We start from the raw sequence: 19,554 nt of genomic DNA, 5'->3' as shown, positions 1-19,554 counted from the left end.
CGTCGAGGGTCATCGGCTCGCCGATGCGCGCCTGGGAGGTGGCGTAGTCGACCAGCGTCTCGGTCTTCTCGCGGGCCTGTTCCTCGGCCATGTCCTCGCTTTCCACGAAATCGCTGAAGGCTTTCAGCAGGGTGCGCGTCTCGCTCGGCGAATCCACCCCTTCCTGGCAGCCGATGAAGTCGCGGAAATAGTCGGAGACCTTCTTCCCGCCCTTGCCCTTGATGAACGAGATGTACTGCTTCGACTGCTTGTTGTTGCGCCATTCGGAAATGTTGATCCGCGCGGCCAGGTGCAACTGGCCGAGGTCCAGGTGGCGCGACGGGGTGACCTCCAGCGACTCGTTCACCGCCACGCCTTCGCTGTGGTGCAGCAGGGCGATCGCCAGGTAGTCGGTCATGCCTTGCTGGTAGTGGGCGAACAGGACGTGGCCGCCGGTGGAGAGATTGGACTCCTCCATCAGCTTTTGCAGGTGCTCGACCGCTTCGCGGCTGAAGCCGACGAAGTCGCGGTCGCCCTCCAGGTACTCGCCGAGCCAGCCGCTGAACGGGTAGGCCCCGGACTCGCCCTGGAAGAAGCCCCAGGCCTTGTTCTTGGCGTTGTAGCTTTCGTTGAGGTCGGCCAGCAGGTTTTCGGTGGCCTGGGAGTCGCCCAGTTCGGCGTCGCGCGCGTGGAGCACGGCCGGGGTGCCGTCGGGCTTCTTCTCGATCAGGTGGACGATGGCGTGATGGATCGGCATGTCAGGTTCGACCTTTCAGGTAATCGGCGGCGCCGCGCAGGTTTCCGCGATGCTGCGGGACACGCCGCTGGCGCGCCCGCGGATCGGCCAGTTTACCCGAGGTTGCCGGCTTCTGCCTGCGTCGCCTGGCGTTCCTGCAGACCGTGCAGGCGCTTGATCACGAAGTTCAGGTGCAGGTGCAGCTCGTACAGCTCGTGGTAGTAGGAGAGCGGCACCTCCACGGTGTTCAGCTCGCTCTCCAGTTTCTCCAGCCGCTCGATCTCGCTTCTCAGTTGCTCGGCGTCGGTGCCGCTGTCGAGCTTGCGGTCGATGTCGCGGATGTAGCGGTACCAGCGGTAGATGCGCGCGCGGATGCGCCAGCGATACAGCGGGCCGATGGACTTCATCAGCGGGATGAGGATGGCGATGAACGGGATCAGCAGGATGATGTAGCGGTCCGCCAGGGAGGCGATGCGGAACGGCAGGTAGCGCTGCAGCAGCGGCAGGCCGCTCTTGTAGTAGCGCTCGGCGTCCTCGTGCAGGCGCAGGGTGCGCGGCTCGGCGCTGGGGAAGGCGCCGGGCTTGTCGAGCAGGCTGCCGTCCTTCATCACCTCGCGCGCGGCTTCCAGTACCAGCGGGATCAGCGCCGGGTGGAAGCGCTCGTTGATCACCAGGGTGGCCACCGGCGACAGGGTGCTGATGTTTCGTTCCGGCACGTTGCGCGGCAGGTTGAGCAGGCCTTCGCCGACCTCGACCCGCTTGAGGAACGGCAGGCGCGCCTCGTAGGCGGCGCTGCGGCGGAAGTTGACCAGGCGAAGCTGGTCGTTGTCGGCCAATTTCTGGATCGCCGGGTTCTCCGCCGGGCCGACGATGAACGCCGCGTCCAGCTTGCCGGCCAGCAGGTCGTCGACCACCGCGTTGCCGCCGCGGGCTTCCCAGGTGATCGGATAGTGTCCCGGGGCGATGTCGTTGGCCTGCAGGATCGCCTCGGTGGCGGCGCGGGTGCCGCTGCCGTCGCTGCCGATGGCCAGGCGCAGGTGCAGCAGGTCGCTGAGCTGGTCGATGTGCACGTTGCTGCGGTGGAACAGCCAGAGCGGCTCCTGGTAGACCGCGCCGAGGGTCTGCAACTGGCGCGCCTGCCCGGCTTCGAGCTGGCGCTCCTGGCCGCTCTGGACCAGGGCGATGTCGACCTCGCCGGTGCCGAGCAGGCGCTCCAGGTTGTCGCGCGAGCCGGCGCTGGGCACCAGCCTCAGTTCGAAGCCCTGCTCCTTGAGCTTTTCCCGGAGCTTGCCGGCGAACACGGCGTAGCCGCCGCCCTCGGCGCCGGTGGCCATGGTCGCGCTCATCGGCGGCGGCGGGGCGACGAAATAGAACACCGCGGCGACCAGGGCGGCGATCACCGGGATCAGCCAGAGGTTGGCGCGGATCAGGATGGCGAGGTCCTTGAGCAGGTGCTTGATGCGATTCATGAGCGGTCCTTGTGCTGCTCTCCAGAAGGGTATGACGGATGCGGGCGGGCGCACTCCTCAGCGTAGCCGAGGGTCACCGGCGGTCCGTGCGGAACTGCCGGCAGAGCACCCGGTGGCGATGCCGGAAGATGCGGGTGAGGAACCAGCGTACCAGCCCGGCGGCGAATAGCGGGCGTACGGTCAACTGGTCGACCAGCAGGCATTCCCCGGCCTCGCCCGGTGCCGGCAGGATGCGTCGCTCGTGGCGCCAGAGGCGCATGCCGGTCATCGGCGACTGTTCGATGAAGCCGCGGCCGGGCGTCAGCTCCAGCAGGGTCAGTTGCGAAGTGCCCAGCGGCAGCAAGCCGAACAGGCGCATGTGGCTGCGGAACAGCGGGCGCCGGGGCACCACCTCCAGGTCTTCGAGGCTGCGGATACCGGGCGGTACGCTCATGCTCAGCAACGGGCGTATCTCGCGGAGTATCCCGTCCACCGAGGTGATCCACCGCCAGAGCTGTTCGGGGCTGGCCTGCAGGCGCGATTCGAAATGCAGGCTGATATTCATCGCAGGCTCCTGCTAGGGTTGTGGGAGGACGCGCTGTCCATGGCGCCCGTGCCGTGCAAGCCTAAGCCAGACGAACCGAGACGTCGAACCGAAGGAGGACGCCATGCTAATCCGCGCCGCAACCTCGACCCTGCTGGTGGTCGATATCCAGGAACGCCTGCTGCCGGCCATCGACGACGGCCCGGCGCTGGTCGAGTACAGCCAGTGGTTGTTGCGCGTGGCCCGCGCACTGGACGTGCCGGTGCTGGCCAGCGAGCAGTACAGCAAGGGCCTGGGGCCGACGGTGGCGGCCCTGCGCGATGAGCTGGACGCCACGCAGATCCTCGAGAAGCTGGACTTCTCGGCCGCCGCCGACGGCGCCCTGCTGCGCGCGCCCGGCGGCGACCGCCGGCAGTTCGTGGTTTGCGGCAGCGAGGCGCATGTCTGCGTGCTGCAGACCGTGCTCGACCTGCTTGGCCGTGGTCGCGAAGTGTTCGTCGTGGAGGAGGCGATCGGCTCGCGGCGGCCGAGCGACAAGGCGCTGGCCGTGGAGCGGATGCGCCAGGCCGGGGCGATGATCGTGTCGCGGGAGATGGTCGCCTTCGAATGGATGGAACGCGCCGGCAGCGACCGCTTCCGCGAGATCAGCCGCAACTTCATTCGCTGAGCGGCGGTTGCTCGGCCTGGTAGCGCCGGGCCTCCTCGCGCAGCCAGTCGGCGAAGGCCTGGTGGCGGTCGCTCGGCGGCTCGCGCTGCGGCCAGACCAGCCAGTAGGGATAGGGGTAGGGCACGCGGATGTCGCCCAGTTGCACCAGGCGGCCCTCGGCGAGGGCGCCGGCGACCAGGCTGCGACGCTCCAGGGCGATGCCCTGGCCCAGGCGCACGGCTTCCAGCAGCAGGTTCGAGTCGTTGATCAGCAGTCCGTGCTGCGGTTCCGCCACGCCGGCACGCTGGCACCAGAGCGCCCAGGATTCGGTGGAGCGCAGGGTAGGGCAGGCGACGATCTCGCTCGGCGTGCGCGGCAGGCGGCCGCCGTTGAAGTCGGGCGCGGCGACCATCAGCAACTCGTCGTCGAACAGGCGTTCCCGACCGACCCCTTCCCAGTCGCCCTTGCCGATGCGTACGCCGAGGTCGGCCAGGCCCTGGCGCAGGTTCTGCACGTCGAGACTGGCCACCAGCCGCACGCGACAGTGCGGATGGCGCTCGCGAAAGCGCGGCAGGCGAGGCAGCAGCCAGTTCAGGCCGAAGGACGGCATCACCGTGACCACCAGCTCGCCCTCCCGCGGACGCGCCCGCACCACCCGCGTGGCGTCGGCGATCTCGCCCAGCGAGGCGCGTACCTGCAGGGCGTAGAACCGGCCGTTCTCGCTCAGGCGCAGGCCGCGCCCCTCGCGGACGAACAGGGCCAGGCCGAGGAGGTTTTCCAGCAGCTTGATCTGCTGGCTGATCGCCGAGTGGGTGACGTGCAGCTCGCTGGCGGCCTGGCTGATGCTGCCGAGCCGGGCGACCGCTTCGAAGCTGCGCAGCGCGGTGAGGGGAGGGAGGTCGCTCATGTAAGTTTTTCTAAAGAGTTCGCTGAATTTATCTCGATATTTTTCGCGTTGTGCAACGACTAGAGTGATTTCCCCAGGCGCCACCCTCTTAGCGGCGCTTAATCATCGACAAAGGATGCCGCGATGCAACTGATCGGTATGCTGGATTCGCCTTTTGTGCGCCGGGTCGCCATCGCCCTGCGCCTGCTGGACCTGCCCTACGAGCACCGGCCGCTGTCGGTGTTTCGCAATTTCGAGGCGTTCAGCCTGTTCAACCCGATGGTCAAGGCGCCCACGCTGGTGCTGGACGATGGCACCGTGCTGATGGACTCCAGCCTGATCCTCGATTACCTGGAGTGCCTGGCCGGCCGCGAACGCAGTCTGCTGCCGCAACGGCCGCAGGCCCGTGCACGGGCGCTGAGTCTGATCGGCGCGGCGTTGGTGGCCTGCGAGAAATCCGTGCAGATCTACTACGAACTGAACCTGCGTCCCGAGGAACGCCGCCATGGCCCCTGGCTGGAGCGGGTGGAGGGGCAGTTGCTGGCGGCCTACGACTGGCTGGAGGCAGCGCTGCGCCAGGAGCCGCTGGCACGCGACGGCGGCATCGACCTGGTCGGGGTGACCGTCGCGGTGGCCTGGCGCTTCAGCCAACTGGTGGTCGCGGAGCGGGTCGCCGCCAGCGAATACCCGGAACTGGCAAGCTATTCGGATTATGCGGAGGGGTTGCCGGTGTTCCTCGAGACGCCGCCGGTCTGAGCCCGCGAGGGGCCAGGCTGGCGCCCCTCGAACGGCTCGTTTCCGCCTGCGCCAGGCCCCGGTTCGTCGGCTGGCCGCCCTGACCTGGGCGCTGCGGGTCGGTACCGGGCACATGCCGGGGCGGGCCGCGATCGGGGCCCGTTCCGCGCCGTGGCGTCAGCGGGCGAACGCCTGTGCGGGATCGACCGACGGCTCGACCGCGATCGCGATTTTTCCCCGGATGCCATTGTCGCGACTCTCCAGGCGGGCGTGGGCGAGGGGGATGTCGGCAAGCGAATAGACGGCGCCGACATGCGGGCGCAACCGGCCGCGCTCGACCAGGGCGCTCAACTCGTCGAGCTTGCCGCGGTTCTGCCGGGTGAAGACGAAGTGATAGCTCGCGTTCCGGCCCCAGGCCTGGAGGAGGTTCTGCGGCTGGGCGAGGTCGACGATGCTGACCACGCGGCCGAGCTGCGCGAGTACCTCGGGGCTGCGCGACAGGGTGTCGCCGCCGATGCTGTCGAACACCACGTCGACGCCGTGGCCTCCGGTTTCCCGCAGGATGGCCTCGACGTAGTCCTGCTTCTGGTAGTCGATGAGCACATCGGCGCCCATCTGGCGGGTGAACTCGAAGTTGACCTCGCGCACTGTGGTGAAGACCCGGGCTCCCATGGCCTTCGCCAACTGGATCGCGACATGCCCGACGCCGCCGGCGCCGCCATGCACCAGGATGCTTTCGCCGACCCTCAGCGCCGCGCGTGTGACCAGCGCTTCCCAGGCCGTGCCGCCGACCAGGCTGAGGCTCGCCGCCTCCAGGTGGCTCAGCGCGGCGGGCTTCCTGCCGATGATGCTTTCCGCTGCCAGGTGGTACTCGGCATAGCTGCCCTGGCCTTCGAAGATCTGCGGGGTGTACCAGACCTCGTCTCCCGGTGCGACGGCGGTCACTCCCGGCCCTACCGCTTCGACGACGCCGGACACGTCATGCCCGGTGATGGCCGGAAGCGCTACCAGGTCGGGGTAGTCGCCGCGACGGACCTGGTAGTCCAGCGGATTGATCGAGGTCGCATGGACCCGCACCAATACCTGTCCCGCCTGCGGCACCGGTTTGGGCACCTCGCGCAGCTCGAAGGATTCCGGACCGCCAAACGCCTTGAGTATCAACGCTTTCATTGCATATCCTCGTTTCGGTAAAAAGGGATATCGGGAATTTTCGATATATTGTGGCGTAGAAAGAACTACAGTTCCGCGCCGATCAGCTCGACGAGGGCACGGATATTCGCTTCGTTGCGCTTGTAGTAGGTCCATTGGCCGATCCGCCTGACTTCGACCAGGCCCGCCCGTTGCAGGATCGCCAGGTAATCGGACACGGTCGACTGCGACAGGCCGACGCCCTCCTGGATACTGCTGACGCAGACGCCCACGGTGTCGACGTCGCCCTCGTCCTGCGGAGGAAAGTTCTTCGCCGGGTCCTTCAGGCCTTTCAGGATTTCCAGGCGTGTCCGGTTCGACAGGGCTTTGAATGTTTCGAGCAGGTCCATGGCGGCGAGGATATCGGGAATTTCCGATTTGTCAATCCGGGACGACGGAGACCTGCCGTCGCTGTTGACCTCAAGTTGGGTTCAGGTCCTAGAGTGCCATCCGGCGTTCCCGCCGTTCCTCCCGATCAGCGCAGGCCTTGCGCTCGTTGGCGCCGGAAGGGCGCCGAGCGACGACCGCCCGTACTCTGCAAAGGACCCGGAATGGACACCCAGACTTCATTGATGATCTTCCAGCTCACCTGCTGCCTCGGCTTCGCCCTGTGGCTGAGCCTCGCCCTGATCAACAACCTGCAGGCCTTCGCCAGCTCGGTGGGGGCGATCGGCGTGACCATGTCGATGGCTCCCCTGGCCCAGCCGCCCGCGATCGACATGCCCTTGCTGGCGCGGGCGGTGCGCTCGCCGCTCATGCACCGCCTGGCCTTGTCGATCATCGTCGCGCTGCAGGTCGCTGCCGTCGTCACGGCCTGGACCGGCTGTTACGAACTGCTGTTCGGCGCCGGCCTGGAGACGGCCCGGCCCTGGCTCAACCTGGCCCTGAGCGCGGCCCTCGGCTTCCTCTTCGGCATGCTGCTGGGCGGGCTCTGGTTCGGCTACTGGATCCGCCAGGAGGGATTGCAACTGACCCACCTGCTGCTGGTGGTCTGGGTGCTGGCGAACTTCTTCGTGCTCAACGTCCGCTGGAGCTGACGGGGACTGCCGGTACGAGGGAGCAGGGTGCGAGGACGGCGACGGTGGAGCGAGCCGGACGCCCGTCGATGGCGCGAAGTCGCATCTCGCTCCTGCCACCCGGTCCCTCGGCTCCCCTCTGTTCGCACGCGCTGCATGGGCTGACGCAGCTGGAACTGCCCCCGGGCAGTGGCAGCCGGCTGCCTCGAGGACAGGTGCTCCGGCTGGCTCGGCATGGTCACTCGAGTTCAGCCCCGGGGTTCTTCGAGGAAAGCAGAACCTGCGGCATCGGCTCCTTTCGCACGACTGGGCTCAGCGCAGCTCTTCGGCGGCGGCGACCAGTTGTTCGAGTTGATGGTGGATCTGGGCCCTGTCCAGCAACTGCAAGGGCTGGCGGTTCCAGAGCAGCCGATCGCCGCTTTCGGGGTCGCGGCCCAGGATCGGCTTGCAAGGGTCCTGGCTGAACAGGTTCTGCTCGCTGGCCGCAGCGTCCCCTTGTCCTTCCAGGCGGGTGAACATCAACAGGTGATCGGTCGGATGTTCTGCCAGATGGCAGAGATGCGGGCCCACCTGCAGGCTGAGTACGCTCTCCTCGTCATTGGGCGTCGGGAGATCGAGAGCGAGAAAAAGCTGGTGGATGGCGGCGCGGTAGAGTGGATTCATGGCGTGTTCCGAGTTACTGGAGGTGGCCATTAGAGCAGTGCCAGCCCGGAGAGACTGTTAATCGGGGTTCTCTTTTTTTAGGTTTTGCCGCTGCCGATTCCAATGGAAAAACGGCGGCCGATCCTGATAGGCGATGGGGTGTCCGTTTTTGGGCTCGGCAGCGGAGCCGGGTGGAGAGGCGTGCCAGCTATTCGCCCAGTGGTTCCAGGAGGGCTGCTGTCCAGCGCTCCTTGCGCCAGGCCCGGCGCTGCTTCTTGTCGAGGTAGGTCCAGGCGACGAAGCGACTCTGCTTCTGTCCCTGGGCCATGTCCACCACGCGGATATCGCTGGCGCCCAGCGTCTTCAGGCGCTCCTGGAGGTTCGGCAGGTTGCTCGCCTTGGATACCAGGGTGGTGAACCAGAACACCTGCGTGGCGAACGCCCGGCTTTCCTCGGCCATGCCGGCCAGGAAGGCCGCTTCGCCGCCCTCGCAGTACAGCTCGGCGCCCTGGCCGCCGAAGTTCAGTAGCGGCAGGGTGCGGGTCGGGTCGAGCTTGCCGAGGTTCTTCCACTTGCGCCGGCTGCCGCGCGTGGCTTCGTCCAGCGAGGCGTGGAAGGGCGGGTTGCAGAGGGTCATGTCGAAGCGCTCGTCGACGCCGATCAGGCCCTGGAATATCTGCCTGCGATCAGGCTGTCGGCGCAACTCGATGGCAGCGGCGAAGCGTGGGTTGGCGGCGAGGATCGCAGCGGCCGAGGCCAGCGATTGCGGGTCGATGTCGGCGCCCACGAAGCGCCAGCCGTATTCGTGGTGGCCGAGCAGCGGGTAGATGCAGTTGGCTCCGGTTCCGACGTCCAGCGCACGCAGGCCGGGACCGCGTGGAATCAGGCCATCGTGGCTGGCGCCGAGCAGGTCGGCCAGGTAGTGCAGGTAGTCGGCGCGACCGGGAATGGGCGGGCACAGGTAACCATCGGGTATATCCCACTCGCGTACGTCGTAGAACTGTTGCAGCAGCGCGCGGTTGAAGGCTTTCACCGCCGCCGGATCAGCGAAGTCGATGCTCTGCCTGCCGTACGGATTGAGGATGACGAAGCGCTCCAGTTCCGGGCTGCCGGCGATCAGGCGCGGAAAGTCGTAGCGTCCCAGGTGGCGATTGCGCGGGTGCAGCGGGCTGGCGCTCTTGCGCTCGGCGTCGGGATGCGGGCTGGTCGGGCGGGGCATGGTCTCGGTTTCCGTGACGGCGAGGCGGGCATTATTCACATCCGCCGGAGGCTGGCCAGTGTTTCTGCCGAGCGGCGCGCTCCTGGCCCGGTCACAATGGAAACAGCCACGGAATCACCAGCACGCAGACGAACATCACCAGCAGGGTAAATGGCACGCCGATCCGGACGAAGTCGCCGAAGCGGTATTGGCCAGGGCCCAGCACCAGGGTGTTCACCGGCGAGGAAATCGGCGTCATGAAGGCTGCCGAGGCCGCCACCGCCACCACCATGGCGAAGGGGTAGGGCGAGGCGCCGATCTGGTTGGCGGTGGCGATGGCGATCGGCGCCATCAGCACCGCGGTAGCGGTGTTGGAGATGAACAGGCCGATGGCCGCGGTGAGCAGGAACAGGCTGGCCAGCAGCACGCGCGGGCCGGCGTCGCCGAGGGCGTCGACCAGCAGCGAGACCACCAGGTCGATACCGCCGGTCTTCTGCAGGGCCAGGGCGAAGGGCAGCATGCCGACGATCAGGACCAGGCTTTGCCAATGGATGGCGCGGTAGGCGCCGTCCATGTCGATGCAACGGAACAGGCCCATCAACAGGCAGCCGACCAGTGCCGCGACCACGTTGGGCACCACCCCGCTGACCATCAGCGCCACCATCACGGCCAGGCTGAGCAGGGCGTGCGGCGCCTTGCTCAGGGCCGGCGCCACCTCGTCGATCTCCGCCGGCAGGCTGAGCACCAGGAAATCGCGGTTGCGTCCCTGCAACTGGCGGATCGCCTTCCAGGCGCCGATCACCAGCAGGGTATCGCCCAGGCGCAGCTTCTCTTCCAGCATGCCGTCGGTGAGCGCTTCGTGGTCGCGACGCAGGCCGACCACGTTGAGCCCGTACTGCGAACGGAAGCCCAGCTCCAGGACGCTCTTGCCGAGCAGGGTGGAGTCCGGCGGCAGAGTCACCTCGGCCATGCCGACCTCCCGCGACTGGTCGATGAAGTAGCTGGCGCGGAACGGCAGGCGCACCAGGTTCAGCTCGGCGCAGCGCCGGTCCATGTCCTCCGGAGGGGCGAAGACGTCCAGCAGCAACACGTCGCCCGCCTTCAGCTCGGTGCTGCCGCCGACCTTGACCACCTCGCTGTGGAACTTGCGCACCCGCTCCAGGCCGACCACGTTGGCGCCCAGGCGGGTGCGCAGTTGCAGTTCTTCCAGGGTGCTGCCGATCAACGGCGAGCCGAGCTGGACCTGCAGGCGCCGCTCGCGGCCGGCCAGGCGATAGTCGCGGATCAGGTCGCGCAGGGTCCGCCGTGCCTTCGGCGCGCCGACTTCCGCCGGGCTGGCGGCGTTCAGCCAGTTGCGCGTGAGCAGCATGTAGGCCACGCCGATGGCGAGCACCATCAGGCCTATCGGGGTGAAGGCGAAGAAGCCGAAGCCGGCATGACCCTCGCGCGCCAGCTCGCTGTTGACCACCATGTTCGGCGGTGTGGCGACCAGGGTCATCATGCCGCTGATCAGTCCGGCGAAGGCCAGCGGCATCATCAGCCGGCCCGGAGGGATCTTCAGCTTGGCGGCGATGCTCAGGACCACCGGGATGAAGATCGCCACCACCCCGGTGGAACTCATCACTGAGCCCAACCCGGCCACCGCCAGCATCAGCAGTACCAGCAGGCGCGCTTCGCTGCTGCCGGCGCGGGCGATCAGCCAGTCGCCGACCTGGTAGGCCACCCCGGTACGCACCAGGCCTTCGCCGATCACGAACAGCGCGGCGATCAGTATCACGCTGGGATCGCTGAAGCCGGCCAGGGCTTCGTTGAGGGTAAGGGTTCCGCTGACGCTGAAGGCCATGATCACCAGCAGGGCGATCACGTCCAGGCGCAGGCGGTTGTGGATGAAGAGGGCGACGGTGGTGGCGAGCAGGCCGACCACCCAGAGCAGTTCGAGGTTCATGCGGGCATCTGAGCGGGAGGATGCCTGCGAGTGTGGCAGACGGACGCGGATCGCGCCTTGATCTGCTGCAGGTCGACGGCGCCTCCCCGCTTCGCAGCGGAGAGGCGCCGTGGCTCTGTCAGCCTAGGAGGAGGGCGTCGTCGGCGAGCTTCTCGCCGCGCACCTTCTCGAACATCGCCAGCAGATCCGGTACGTCGAGGCCCTTGCGTTGCTCGCCGGAGACGTCCAGCACCACCTGGCCCTGGTGCAGCATCACCGTGCGCTCGCCCACGTCCAGCGCCTGGCGCATGCTGTGGGTGACCATCATGGTGGTGAGTTTCTTCTCGGCGACGATCCGTGCGGTGAGATGCAGGACGAAGTCGGCGGTGCGCGGGTCGAGCGCCGCGGTGTGTTCGTCGAGCAACAGGATGCGCGACGGCTGCAGCGCCGCCATCAGCAGGCTGACGGCCTGGCGCTGGCCGCCGGAGAGCAGGCCGATGCGGTCGCCGAGGCGGTTCTCCAGGCCGAGGCCGAGGGTCGCCAGGCTTTCCCGGAAACCGTCGCGCATCGATGCCTGCACCGCCCTGCCGAGACCGCGACCGGCACCGCGACGCTGCGCCAGGGCCATGTTCTCCTCGATGGTGAGGTCCTCGCAGGTACCCGCCATGGGGTCCTGGAACACCCGCGCGACGCGGTTGGCGCGGGCCCAGACCGGCTTGCGGGTGACGTCTTCGTCGTCGATCAGGATCTGCCCGCTGTCGATCGGCAGGTCGCCGGATACCGCGTTGAGGAAGGTCGACTTGCCGGCTCCGTTGGAGCCGATCACGGTGACGAACTGGCCGGCCGGGATGTCCAGCGACAGGCCGCGCAGGGCGCGGGTCTCGATGGGGGTGCCGGGGTTGAAGGTGATCTTCAGGTTCTTCGCGCTGAGCATGGTCAGGCTCCCTTCTTGCCGAGCAGGCGTTTCTTCATCATCGGAATCACCAGGGCGACGGTGACCAGCACCGCGGTGACCAGGTTCAGGTCCTGGGCCTGCAAGCCGATGAAATCGCTGTTCAGCGCCAGGGCGATGAAGAAGCGGTAGACGATGGCGCCGAGGATCACCGCGAGGGTCGCCAGGATCAGCCGGCGCGAGGGCAGGATGCTCTCGCCGACGATCACCGCGGCCAGGCCGATGACGATGGTGCCGATACCCATGGAGATATCGGCGCCGCCCTGGGTCTGCGCGAACAGCGCGCCGGCCAACGCCACCAGCGCGTTGGAGATGGCCATGCCGAGCAGGATCATGCCGCCGGTGTTGACCCCCTGGGCACGGGCCATCCGCGGGTTGGAGCCGGTGGCGCGGATCGCCAGGCCTTTCTGGGTGGTGAAGAACCAGTCCAGCAGCAGCTTCGCGGCGATCACGATGAACACCAGCAGCAGCGGGCGGAACACGTAGTCGCTGAGCCATTCCGGCTGCAGCAGGGTGAACAATGTCGGCTCGGCGATCAGCGGTACGTTGGGCTTGCCCATGATGCGCAGGTTGATCGAGTAGAGCGCGATCATCATCAGGATGCTGGCGAGCAGGTCCATGATCTTCAGCTTGACGTTGAGCAGGCCGGTGGCCAGCCCGGCCAGTGCGCCGGCTGCGGTGGCCGCCAGGGTCGCGCTGTACGGGTCCCAGCCGAGGGCGATGAGGGTCGCGCAGACCGCGCCGCCGAGCGGGAAGCTGCCGTCCACCGTGAGGTCGGGGAAGCGCAGCAGGCGGAAGGAGATGAATACGCCGAGTGCCACGAGGCTGAAGATCAGGCCGATCTCCAGGGCACCGAACAGGGAAAACAGAGACATGACTTCGTAACCGAGTGCGTGAAGGCAGGATTATCGTGCCGTCCGGCCACGGGCGGGACGCCCGCGGCCGGCGGCCGCTTTTTTTACTTGATGACTTCCGCGGCCGACTTGAGCAGTTCGTCGGACAGGGTCACGCCTTGCTTCTGCGCGGCCCCGGGATTGACGAACAGCTGCAGGTTGTCGCTGGTCTCCGGCTTGATCTCGCCCGGCTTCTCGCCCTTGAGGATGCGCACCACCATGCGGCCGGTCTGCTTGCCCATCTCCTTGTAGTTGATGCCGAGGGCGGCGATGGCGCCGCGCTTGACGCTGTCGGTGTCGGAGGCGATCAGCGGGATCTTCGCGTCGTTGCCGACCTTGACCAGCGCCTCGTAGGCGGACACCACGTTGTTGTCGGTGTTGGTGTAGATCGCGTCGACCTTGCCGACCAGGCTGCGCGCCGCCGAGCTGACGTCCACCGAACGCGGGGCCGAGGCTTCGACCAGGCTCAGGCCCATCTTCGGCAGCAGCTCCTTCAGCTCCTTGACCACCACCACGGAGTTGGCTTCGCCCGGGTTGTAGACCATGCCGATGCGCTTGGCGCCCGGCACCACTTTCTTGATCAGCTCGATCTGCTTGTCCAGCGCGAGCATGTCGGAAACCCCGGTGACGTTGGTGCCGGAGGCTTCCCAGCTCGGCGTCAGGTGCGCGCCGACCGGGTCGGTGACGGTGCTGAAGACGATCGGGATGCTCTTGGTCGCGGCCACCAGCGCCTGGGCCGACGGAGTGGCGATGCCGACGATCACGTCGGGCTTGTCGCCGATGAACTTGCGGGCGATCTGCGCGGCGGTGCCGGTGTTGCCCTGGGCGCTCTGGTACTGCCACTTGAGGTTCTTGCCGTCTTCGTAGCCGGCCTCCTGGAGGGCCTCCTTGACCCCGTCGCGAGCGGCGTCCAGCGCCGGGTGCTCGACGATGGCGGTCACGGCCACCGACTTCTGCTCGTCGGCGTTGGCGCCGAAGGACAGGGCCATGCCAAGGGCCAGGGCACTGAGGGGCAACCATTTATTCTTATAGGCCTGCATCATGCGGCGATCTCCTGATTGTATTGGCGCGCTGTAGCGAATTGTTCTGATTGGGCGGTGCGGGTACAGCGTGGCCGAAACATCGCATTTTTCGCGCAAGTCGTCAGCAGGTTTGATGTTTTTTCTTGCGGCGGGATTACCGCTGGGGGGGCGGGCAAGGGGGAGTGCCTGCCCTTTGCGAAAATTCGATGAGGCCCCGCGTGGCCTCCGAACAGAAGGTCATCGGTTTCGAGCCCAACCAAAGATATGTGGCCAATTGATGGCCTTGTGGTAAACGTCTCCCGAGTTGCAAGGACGCGTACCGCACCGCCTGCCTGGGAGCGGTGCTTTGCGCCCGGTCTGCGTGCCTGCCATGGGGGTGGGCTCTGGGGGATGCATGGTGGGGCGTTGGAGTGCGTGGATCGTCGCCGTGGCGATCTGTCTCATGGTCGGGGACGCGACCGCCGCTGGCTGGCGTTCGGCAAACTTCCGTGTCTATAGCGGCGACTACAACGGCGACGGTCAGCCGGACCTCTACCTGAAGGCGGTCACTTCGGTGGTCGTGGTGGGGGGCGAAGTGGCTACGCCGATTCCGCTCCTGCCACCGTTGAAGAATGTCGTCCTGCTGCGCAATGGTGCCAGCTACAGCGCCCTCTACGATCCACCGGCGGCGGATCTGAACGCCGTGGCCTGGACGGCGGCGCCCTACCAGAGCTTCATCGGCGACCTGAATCGCGATGGCATCCTCGACCTGGTCCTGCAGCCGAACGATTCCAGCGACTCGCTGCTGATCGTCAGCGGCAACCCTTCCGCGCACGGCGTACTGCAGGTAGCCAGCGGTACCGGGCGTTGAGTCAGGAGATATGGGGGCGGCCTGCTCAAGGATCGTCGGAAGTAAGTGTGCAGGCATATAAAGGATCGCTTCCTGATGTTCATGTTGGTATAGCGTTTTTGACCTTTAATCCCCCTCGTGAAAGTGGGTATCCAACATTTGTGGATTGGCGCTTGGGACAGCCGGGGGGTAAGAGGGGATTATGCCGCTGTCTCTTTGTTTCTTTATAAGAGTGCGCAGGTCTATAGGAGGGATTTAGTTGAGGTCAAGGAGAATGAGTTGGGATGAATGGGCGCTTTTATGACTCGGTGCTCGGGCGGTTTAATCAAGGCTGTTAGAAGCATGGGTGGGAGAGTTGATAGGAGCCCATCCATTTGAGTGGTAGCCGCCAAGGAGGGTGGCATGGACTTACTGAATGAAAGTAACTCATCATGAGTTTTCGGTGACTTGATGAAGAGATACGATATTTTAGCCTTGGTGGAATTATCTGAGGAAGTGCCTAGGCCTAAGGTAAAAGGTGTTGCGAGTGGATACTCTCCGCAGCATAAATTTCGTCAGGTGGAATATCTTGCTAGTGGGGTCCATACCTATCCTGGAGATAAAGTCATCTATCCGGGAGAGGCTGTTGTGGCTAGGATAAAGTTTGCTAGCTGGGAGTTCTTCGGTAATGACGTGAAGGTTGGTGATGTCTTTGAAATCAGGGAGCTTGATCGTGTCGTAGGGGTGGGGGTAGTTAAAGAAATATTTTGAATTTCTCTAGCTTGAAAATGGTGCGGTTATTTGAGTGTTTCTTTATAAGGGTGCGCAAGTTTGTAGGGGCTTGTTTTGCCTGGGAGGGTTTGTTTGAACGGCTGGGCTGGGTAGAATAATTTTCCTGTTGCCGTTATAGATAGGTTTCTGGGTGAAATGGTTGGTATTTGCGGTGAATTTTAAATGAATGAGGATGGTTTGGGTGGGTTTTGTTTTGCTGTTTATGGATGTGTGGGTAAGTATTTATTCTTGTTGAGATATATCAATTGTCATGGTAAGGGTTGAAGTTTTCATGAATATGGTGTGAGGTTGAGCGCCAGAGAGGGATGTGATGGCTGATTTTGAATATTATATTAAAGCTGGTATGGCGCTACGGTGTAATTCAGAAGGGTTGTGGTATTTGTCCATGGGGGATCAGGTCTTTTTTCTCCAGGAGGAAGAGAGTTTTTGGAGGGTTCTGGTTTTATTGGAGAAACCTTACGAAGAGGTTAGGGAAAAGCTTGAGGGGGGATTTTGTTACTTAAATGTTGTTTTGGCGGGACTGGATAGTGAGTCTGACTACTGGATTGGTTTGGCACTTTCTTGGATAGAGCAAGGAGGAGTAGAAGTCAGTGATGTACTACTAGCACGCTTGGAGGGGGTGGTTGAGGGGCGGAGCGCCTCTCAAAAAAATAGGCATAAAGCTTTTTCAGTATTGAGAAAGATAGGTGGGTAACTAATGGATATTTATTTTTCTAAAGGCATGGTTGCTTTAGTCAGTTTATAGAGTGGGGTTTTGACGTTTTGCAGTGAGTGTTGTTAATGGTTTCTTGTTTTTTAAGGTGTTATTGTTTTTTTGTTATGGCTGCTATTCACATCAATATCAGCCCACGCCATCGACAAGAAAGTCAACAACGTCACCATCATGCGTGTGGGCTTTATGGTGGACGCGAATTCTCCGGGTGGAGGCTGGGGCTTCATCGTCAGCAAGCCGGGAGCGGCGGATTGCGGCTTTGGCCTGATGCGCCTGCCGCCGATGAATACCGATGCCGGCAAGGCCATGCTGTCGCTGATGCTGAGCGGCCAGGCCACACAGAACAAACTGCCGGAAATCGCCTATTCGGCCAGCGCCACGGTGAACGCGGTATGCCAGATCACTTCGGCGCAGATAGACAGCGGCGCCTGGGGAGAAAGGTACGAGGCCGCAGCCCCGTACCTAGGCGAGAGTGCTTAGAGCGCGGCGATCTTCTGCCGTTGCTCGGCCAGCTTGGCCAGGGCCTGTTCGGCCTCGGCTAGCTTGGCGCGTTCCTTCTCGATCACGTCGGCCGGGGCCTTGGCGACGAAGCCTTCGTTGGACAGCTTGCCGCCGACGCGCTTGACCTCGCCTTCCAGGCGCTGGATCTCCTTGTCCAGGCGCCCCAGTTCGGCGCTCTTGTCGATCAGGCCGGCCATCGGCACCAATACTTCCATGTCGCCGACCAGGGCGGTGGCGGACATCGGCGCTTCCTCGCCGGCTTCCAGCACGCGGATGCTTTCCAGCTTGGCCAGTTTCATCAGCAGCGGCTCGTTGTCGGCCAGGCGGCGGTGGTCGCTGGGCGAGGCGTTCCTGAGGATGATGTCGATGCGCTTGGCCATGGAGATGTTCATCTCGCCGCGGATCTGCCGTACGCCGAGCATCAGCGCCTTGACCCATTCGATGTCGCCTTCGGCGGCGGCGTCGATCCTGCCTTCGTCGGCCACCGGCCAGGGTTGCAGCATCAGGGTCGGACCTTCCTTGCCGGCCTGGCCCTTGATGCGCTGCCAGATTTCCTCGGTGATGAACGGCATGAACGGGTGCGCCAGGCGCAGGGCCGTCTCCAGCACGCGGATCAGGGTGCGACGAGTGCCGCGCTGGCGCTCGATGGGGGCGTTCTCGTCCCACAGCACCGGCTTGACCAGCTCCAGGTACCAGGCGCAGTACTCGTCCCAGATGAACTCATAGAGGGCCTGGGCGGCCAGGTCGAAGCGGAAGGCGTCGAGCTGGCGGGTGACTTCCTGCTCGGTGCGCTGCAACTGGGAGATGATCCAGCGGTCGACCGAGGACAGCTCGACCGGCTCGCCGTTGACCCCGGTGTCCTGGCCATCGGTGTTCTCGATGACGAAGTTGGCGGCGTTCCAGATCTTGTTGCAGAAGTTGCGGAAGCCTTCGACGCGGCCCATGTCGAACTTGATGTCGCGGCCGGTGGAGGCCAGCGAGCAGAAGGTGAAGCGCAGGGCGTCGGTGCCGTAGCTGGCGATGCCTTCGGGGAATTCGGCGCGGGTCTGCTTGGCGATCTTCTCCGCCAGCTTCGGCTGCATCATGCCGCTGGTGCGTTTCTGCAGCAGGGTATCGAGGTCGATGCCGTCGACGATGTCCAGCGGGTCGAGTACGTTGCCCTTGGACTTGGACATCTTCTGGCCCTGGCCGTCGCGCACCAGGCCGTGGACATAGACGGTCTTGAACGGGATCTGCGGGGTGCCGTCGGGGTTCTTCACCAGGTGCATGGTGAGCATGATCATCCGCGCGACCCAGAAGAAGATGATGTCGAAGCCGGTGACCAGCACGTCGGTGGGGTGGAAGGTCTTGAGGAACTCGGTCTGCTGCGGCCAGCCGAGGGTGGAGAAGGTCCACAGGCCGGAGCTGAACCAGGTGTCGAGAACGTCTTCGTCCTGGCGCAACTCGACCTCGTTGCCGAGCTTGTGCTTGGTGCGCACCTCGACCTCGTCGCGGCCGACGTAGACGTTGCCGGCCTCGTCGTACCAGGCCGGGATGCGGTGGCCCCACCAGAGCTGGCGGCTGATGCACCAGTCCTGGATGTCGCGCATCCAGGAGAAGTACATGTTCTCGTACTGCTTGGGCACGAACTGGATACGGCCGTCTTCCACGGCGGCGATGGCGTCTTCGGCCAGCGGCTTGGTGCTGACGTACCACTGGTCGGTCAGCCAGGGTTCGATGACGGTGCCGGAGCGGTCGCCCTTCGGTACTTTCAGTGCGTGGTCGTCGACCTTCTCGAGCAGGCCCATGGCCTCGAACTCGGCGACGATGGCCTTGCGCGCGGCGAAGCGGTCCATGCCGGCGTAGCTCTGCGGCAGGCTGGGGTCGAGGTTCGGGTTGACGCTGCCGTCGAGGTGGAACACCTGGGCCTGGGCCAGCACCGCGGCGTTCTTGTCGAAGATGTTGATCAGCGGCAGGTCGTGGCGCTTGCCCACTTCGTAGTCGTTGAAGTCGTGGGCCGGGGTGATCTTCACGCAGCCGGTGCCGAATTCGCGGTCGACGTACTCGTCGGCGACGATCGGGATGCGCCGGCCGACGATCGGCAGTTCGGCGAACTGGCCGATCAGCTTGGCGTAGCGCTCGTCTTCCGGGTGCACCGCGACCGCGGCGTCGCCCAGCAGGGTTTCCGGACGGGTAGTGGCGACCACCAGGTAGTCCAGGCCTTCGCTGGTCTTCGCGCCTTTCACCAGCGGGTAGCGCAGGTGCCAGAGGTGGCCCTTCTCGTCGTGGTTTTCCACTTCCAGGTCGGAAATCGCGGTGTGCAGCTTGGTGTCCCAGTTCACCAGGCGTTTGCCGCGGTAGATCAGGCCGTCTTCATGCAGGCGCACGAAGGCTTCCTTGACCGCTTCGGAGAGGCCGTCGTCCATGGTGAAGCGCTCGCGCGACCAGTCCACCGAGGAGCCCAGGCGACGAATCTGCCGGGTGATGTTGCCGCCGGACTGTTCCTTCCATTCCCAGACCTTCTCCAGGAACTTCTCCCGGCCGAGGTCGTGGCGGCTCACGCCCTGGGCGCCGAGCTGGCGCTCCACCACCATCTGGGTGGCGATGCCGGCGTGATCGGTGCCCGGCTGCCACAGGGTGTTGCGGCCCTGCATGCGGCGGTAGCGGATCAGCGCGTCCATTATCGCGTTGTTGAAGCCATGGCCCATGTGCAGGCTGCCGGTCACGTTCGGCGGCGGGATCATGATGGTGTAGGGCTGGCCTTCGCCGCTCGGAGCGAAGTAGTCGTTGGACTCCCAGGTCTCGTACCAGGAAGTCTCGATGGCGTGCGGCTGGTAAGTCTTGTCCATGCGAAAGGGGACCAAAGCTGAATATGGCTGGGGAAAATGCGAAGAAAGTTCGGGAGTATAGCGGGGATGGCGGCCCGGGGGTAAGGCCGCGGGCCGCGGCGGGG

Annotated in this window: 20 protein-coding genes; 7 read left to right on the top strand and 13 right to left on the bottom strand. The window is 64.8% G+C overall.

Annotated elements, in window-relative coordinates:
• From HMPREF2581_RS02425 to HMPREF2581_RS02415, 3 genes are all read right to left on the bottom strand, one after another.
• Positions 1 to 736 (bottom strand): nucleoid-associated protein (locus HMPREF2581_RS02425; RefSeq protein WP_070867297.1); only part of this gene is annotated, 736 nt, incomplete at its 3' end.
• 92 nt (positions 737 to 828) lie between these two features.
• Complete coding sequence (locus tag HMPREF2581_RS02420; protein ID WP_003137821.1) at positions 829 to 2,184, bottom strand: TAXI family TRAP transporter solute-binding subunit; 1,356 nt, start codon at positions 2,182 to 2,184, stop codon at positions 829 to 831.
• A gap of 73 nt (positions 2,185 to 2,257) precedes the next feature.
• Positions 2,258 to 2,728, bottom strand: a complete 471-nt coding sequence (locus tag HMPREF2581_RS02415; RefSeq protein WP_003092903.1) for an SRPBCC family protein — start codon at positions 2,726 to 2,728, stop codon at positions 2,258 to 2,260.
• Positions 2,729 to 2,831: 103 nt separating this feature from the next.
• On the opposite strand from HMPREF2581_RS02415, the gene HMPREF2581_RS02410 reads away from it, so the two are divergent.
• Entirely contained in the window at positions 2,832 to 3,374 is a 543-nt protein-coding gene (locus tag HMPREF2581_RS02410; protein WP_003111145.1) for a hydrolase, read from the top strand.
• Here HMPREF2581_RS02410 and HMPREF2581_RS02405 read toward each other — a convergent pair.
• Positions 3,364 to 4,260 carry a LysR substrate-binding domain-containing protein gene (locus tag HMPREF2581_RS02405; RefSeq protein WP_003100573.1) on the bottom strand — a complete coding sequence of 299 codons (897 nt, stop codon included), beginning with the start codon at positions 4,258 to 4,260 and terminating at the stop codon, positions 3,364 to 3,366. The genes HMPREF2581_RS02410 and HMPREF2581_RS02405 overlap by 11 nt on opposite strands.
• 123 nt (positions 4,261 to 4,383) lie before the next feature.
• Between HMPREF2581_RS02405 and HMPREF2581_RS02400 the strand changes: the two genes are divergently transcribed.
• Positions 4,384 to 4,995, top strand: a complete 612-nt coding sequence (locus tag HMPREF2581_RS02400) for a glutathione S-transferase (protein ID WP_003092897.1) — start codon at positions 4,384 to 4,386, stop codon at positions 4,993 to 4,995.
• Positions 4,996 to 5,151: 156 nt separating this feature from the next.
• Here the strand turns inward: HMPREF2581_RS02400 and HMPREF2581_RS02395 are convergent, their stop codons facing one another.
• Both HMPREF2581_RS02395 and HMPREF2581_RS02390 read right to left on the bottom strand, forming a co-directional pair.
• A complete protein-coding gene (locus tag HMPREF2581_RS02395; RefSeq protein WP_015502417.1) occupies positions 5,152 to 6,144 on the bottom strand; it encodes a zinc-dependent alcohol dehydrogenase family protein in 993 nt (330 codons plus the stop codon).
• Positions 6,145 to 6,209: 65 nt separating this feature from the next.
• Positions 6,210 to 6,512: an ArsR/SmtB family transcription factor gene (locus HMPREF2581_RS02390; protein WP_003092893.1), complete on the bottom strand. Its 303-nt coding sequence runs from the start codon at positions 6,510 to 6,512 to the stop codon at positions 6,210 to 6,212.
• Positions 6,513 to 6,713: 201 nt separating this feature from the next.
• Between HMPREF2581_RS02390 and HMPREF2581_RS02385 the strand changes: the two genes are divergently transcribed.
• Positions 6,714 to 7,199 (top strand): DUF2165 family protein, encoded by a 486-nt coding sequence (locus tag HMPREF2581_RS02385; RefSeq protein ID WP_003111147.1) that lies wholly within the window; start codon positions 6,714 to 6,716, stop codon positions 7,197 to 7,199.
• A 291-nt stretch (positions 7,200 to 7,490) separates the two neighbouring features.
• Here the strand turns inward: HMPREF2581_RS02385 and HMPREF2581_RS02375 are convergent, their stop codons facing one another.
• The 6 genes from HMPREF2581_RS02375 to HMPREF2581_RS02350 form a co-directional block, all read right to left on the bottom strand.
• Positions 7,491 to 7,841 (bottom strand): CesT family type III secretion system chaperone, encoded by a 351-nt coding sequence (locus HMPREF2581_RS02375; RefSeq protein WP_003137823.1) that lies wholly within the window; start codon positions 7,839 to 7,841, stop codon positions 7,491 to 7,493.
• A 187-nt stretch (positions 7,842 to 8,028) separates the two neighbouring features.
• On the bottom strand, positions 8,029 to 9,039 hold the full coding sequence (rlmF, locus tag HMPREF2581_RS02370) for a 23S rRNA (adenine(1618)-N(6))-methyltransferase RlmF (protein ID WP_003092887.1): 1,011 nt from the start codon (positions 9,037 to 9,039) through the stop codon (positions 8,029 to 8,031).
• A gap of 91 nt (positions 9,040 to 9,130) precedes the next feature.
• Complete coding sequence (locus tag HMPREF2581_RS02365) at positions 9,131 to 10,963, bottom strand: SLC13 family permease (RefSeq protein WP_003092885.1); 1,833 nt, start codon at positions 10,961 to 10,963, stop codon at positions 9,131 to 9,133.
• A gap of 118 nt (positions 10,964 to 11,081) precedes the next feature.
• Entirely contained in the window at positions 11,082 to 11,876 is a 795-nt protein-coding gene (locus tag HMPREF2581_RS02360; RefSeq protein WP_003092883.1) for an ABC transporter ATP-binding protein, read from the bottom strand.
• A 2-nt stretch (positions 11,877 to 11,878) separates the two neighbouring features.
• Positions 11,879 to 12,769 (bottom strand): ABC transporter permease, encoded by an 891-nt coding sequence (locus HMPREF2581_RS02355; RefSeq protein ID WP_003092881.1) that lies wholly within the window; start codon positions 12,767 to 12,769, stop codon positions 11,879 to 11,881.
• 83 nt (positions 12,770 to 12,852) lie between these two features.
• Positions 12,853 to 13,830 carry an ABC transporter substrate-binding protein gene (locus tag HMPREF2581_RS02350; protein WP_003100588.1) on the bottom strand — a complete coding sequence of 326 codons (978 nt, stop codon included), beginning with the start codon at positions 13,828 to 13,830 and terminating at the stop codon, positions 12,853 to 12,855.
• A gap of 406 nt (positions 13,831 to 14,236) precedes the next feature.
• Between HMPREF2581_RS02350 and HMPREF2581_RS02345 the strand changes: the two genes are divergently transcribed.
• The 4 genes from HMPREF2581_RS02345 to HMPREF2581_RS02340 all read left to right on the top strand — a co-directional run bounded on the left by HMPREF2581_RS02345 (position 14,237) and on the right by HMPREF2581_RS02340 (position 16,601).
• A complete protein-coding gene (locus tag HMPREF2581_RS02345) occupies positions 14,237 to 14,659 on the top strand; it encodes a hypothetical protein (protein WP_223720404.1) in 423 nt (140 codons plus the stop codon).
• 429 nt (positions 14,660 to 15,088) lie between these two features.
• Positions 15,089 to 15,388, top strand: coding sequence for a hypothetical protein (locus HMPREF2581_RS32820; protein WP_123903204.1), 300 nt, complete (start codon positions 15,089 to 15,091; stop codon positions 15,386 to 15,388).
• 331 nt (positions 15,389 to 15,719) lie between these two features.
• On the top strand, positions 15,720 to 16,103 hold the full coding sequence (locus HMPREF2581_RS32815; protein WP_123903205.1) for a hypothetical protein: 384 nt from the start codon (positions 15,720 to 15,722) through the stop codon (positions 16,101 to 16,103).
• A 144-nt stretch (positions 16,104 to 16,247) separates the two neighbouring features.
• Positions 16,248 to 16,601: a hypothetical protein gene (locus HMPREF2581_RS02340; RefSeq protein ID WP_049259899.1), complete on the top strand. Its 354-nt coding sequence runs from the start codon at positions 16,248 to 16,250 to the stop codon at positions 16,599 to 16,601.
• On the opposite strand, the gene HMPREF2581_RS02335 is transcribed toward HMPREF2581_RS02340, so the two are convergent.
• On the bottom strand, positions 16,598 to 19,450 hold the full coding sequence (locus HMPREF2581_RS02335; RefSeq protein WP_003137827.1) for a valine--tRNA ligase: 2,853 nt from the start codon (positions 19,448 to 19,450) through the stop codon (positions 16,598 to 16,600). The genes HMPREF2581_RS02340 and HMPREF2581_RS02335 overlap by 4 nt on opposite strands.
• Between the last annotated feature and the right edge of the window lie 104 nt (positions 19,451 to 19,554).

The sequence above is a fragment of the Pseudomonas sp. HMSC057H01 genome, from assembly GCF_001836405.1.
GTDB lineage: Bacteria > Pseudomonadota > Gammaproteobacteria > Pseudomonadales > Pseudomonadaceae > Pseudomonas > Pseudomonas aeruginosa.
The sequence above is the reverse complement of the archived record's forward strand: the minus strand, read 5'-3'. Positions and strand labels throughout refer to the sequence as shown.

Coding starts and splice junctions, on each gene's coding strand:
- HMPREF2581_RS02420 (WP_003137821.1), bottom strand. CDS start 2,184: ATGAATCGCATCAAGCACCTGCTCAAGGACCTCGCCATCCTGATCCGC.
- HMPREF2581_RS02415 (WP_003092903.1), bottom strand. CDS start 2,728: ATGAATATCAGCCTGCATTTCGAATCGCGCCTGCAGGCCAGCCCCGAA.
- HMPREF2581_RS02410 (WP_003111145.1), top strand. CDS start 2,832: ATGCTAATCCGCGCCGCAACCTCGACCCTGCTGGTGGTCGATATCCAG.
- HMPREF2581_RS02405 (WP_003100573.1), bottom strand. CDS start 4,260: ATGAGCGACCTCCCTCCCCTCACCGCGCTGCGCAGCTTCGAAGCGGTC.
- HMPREF2581_RS02400 (WP_003092897.1), top strand. CDS start 4,384: ATGCAACTGATCGGTATGCTGGATTCGCCTTTTGTGCGCCGGGTCGCC.
- HMPREF2581_RS02395 (WP_015502417.1), bottom strand. CDS start 6,144: ATGAAAGCGTTGATACTCAAGGCGTTTGGCGGTCCGGAATCCTTCGAG.
- HMPREF2581_RS02390 (WP_003092893.1), bottom strand. CDS start 6,512: ATGGACCTGCTCGAAACATTCAAAGCCCTGTCGAACCGGACACGCCTG.
- HMPREF2581_RS02385 (WP_003111147.1), top strand. CDS start 6,714: ATGGACACCCAGACTTCATTGATGATCTTCCAGCTCACCTGCTGCCTC.
- HMPREF2581_RS02375 (WP_003137823.1), bottom strand. CDS start 7,841: ATGAATCCACTCTACCGCGCCGCCATCCACCAGCTTTTTCTCGCTCTC.
- rlmF (WP_003092887.1), bottom strand. CDS start 9,039: ATGCCCCGCCCGACCAGCCCGCATCCCGACGCCGAGCGCAAGAGCGCC.
- HMPREF2581_RS02365 (WP_003092885.1), bottom strand. CDS start 10,963: ATGAACCTCGAACTGCTCTGGGTGGTCGGCCTGCTCGCCACCACCGTC.
- HMPREF2581_RS02360 (WP_003092883.1), bottom strand. CDS start 11,876: ATGCTCAGCGCGAAGAACCTGAAGATCACCTTCAACCCCGGCACCCCC.
- HMPREF2581_RS02355 (WP_003092881.1), bottom strand. CDS start 12,769: ATGTCTCTGTTTTCCCTGTTCGGTGCCCTGGAGATCGGCCTGATCTTC.
- HMPREF2581_RS02350 (WP_003100588.1), bottom strand. CDS start 13,830: ATGATGCAGGCCTATAAGAATAAATGGTTGCCCCTCAGTGCCCTGGCC.
- HMPREF2581_RS32820 (WP_123903204.1), top strand. CDS start 15,089: ATGAAGAGATACGATATTTTAGCCTTGGTGGAATTATCTGAGGAAGTG.
- HMPREF2581_RS32815 (WP_123903205.1), top strand. CDS start 15,720: ATGGCTGATTTTGAATATTATATTAAAGCTGGTATGGCGCTACGGTGT.
- HMPREF2581_RS02335 (WP_003137827.1), bottom strand. CDS start 19,450: ATGGACAAGACTTACCAGCCGCACGCCATCGAGACTTCCTGGTACGAG.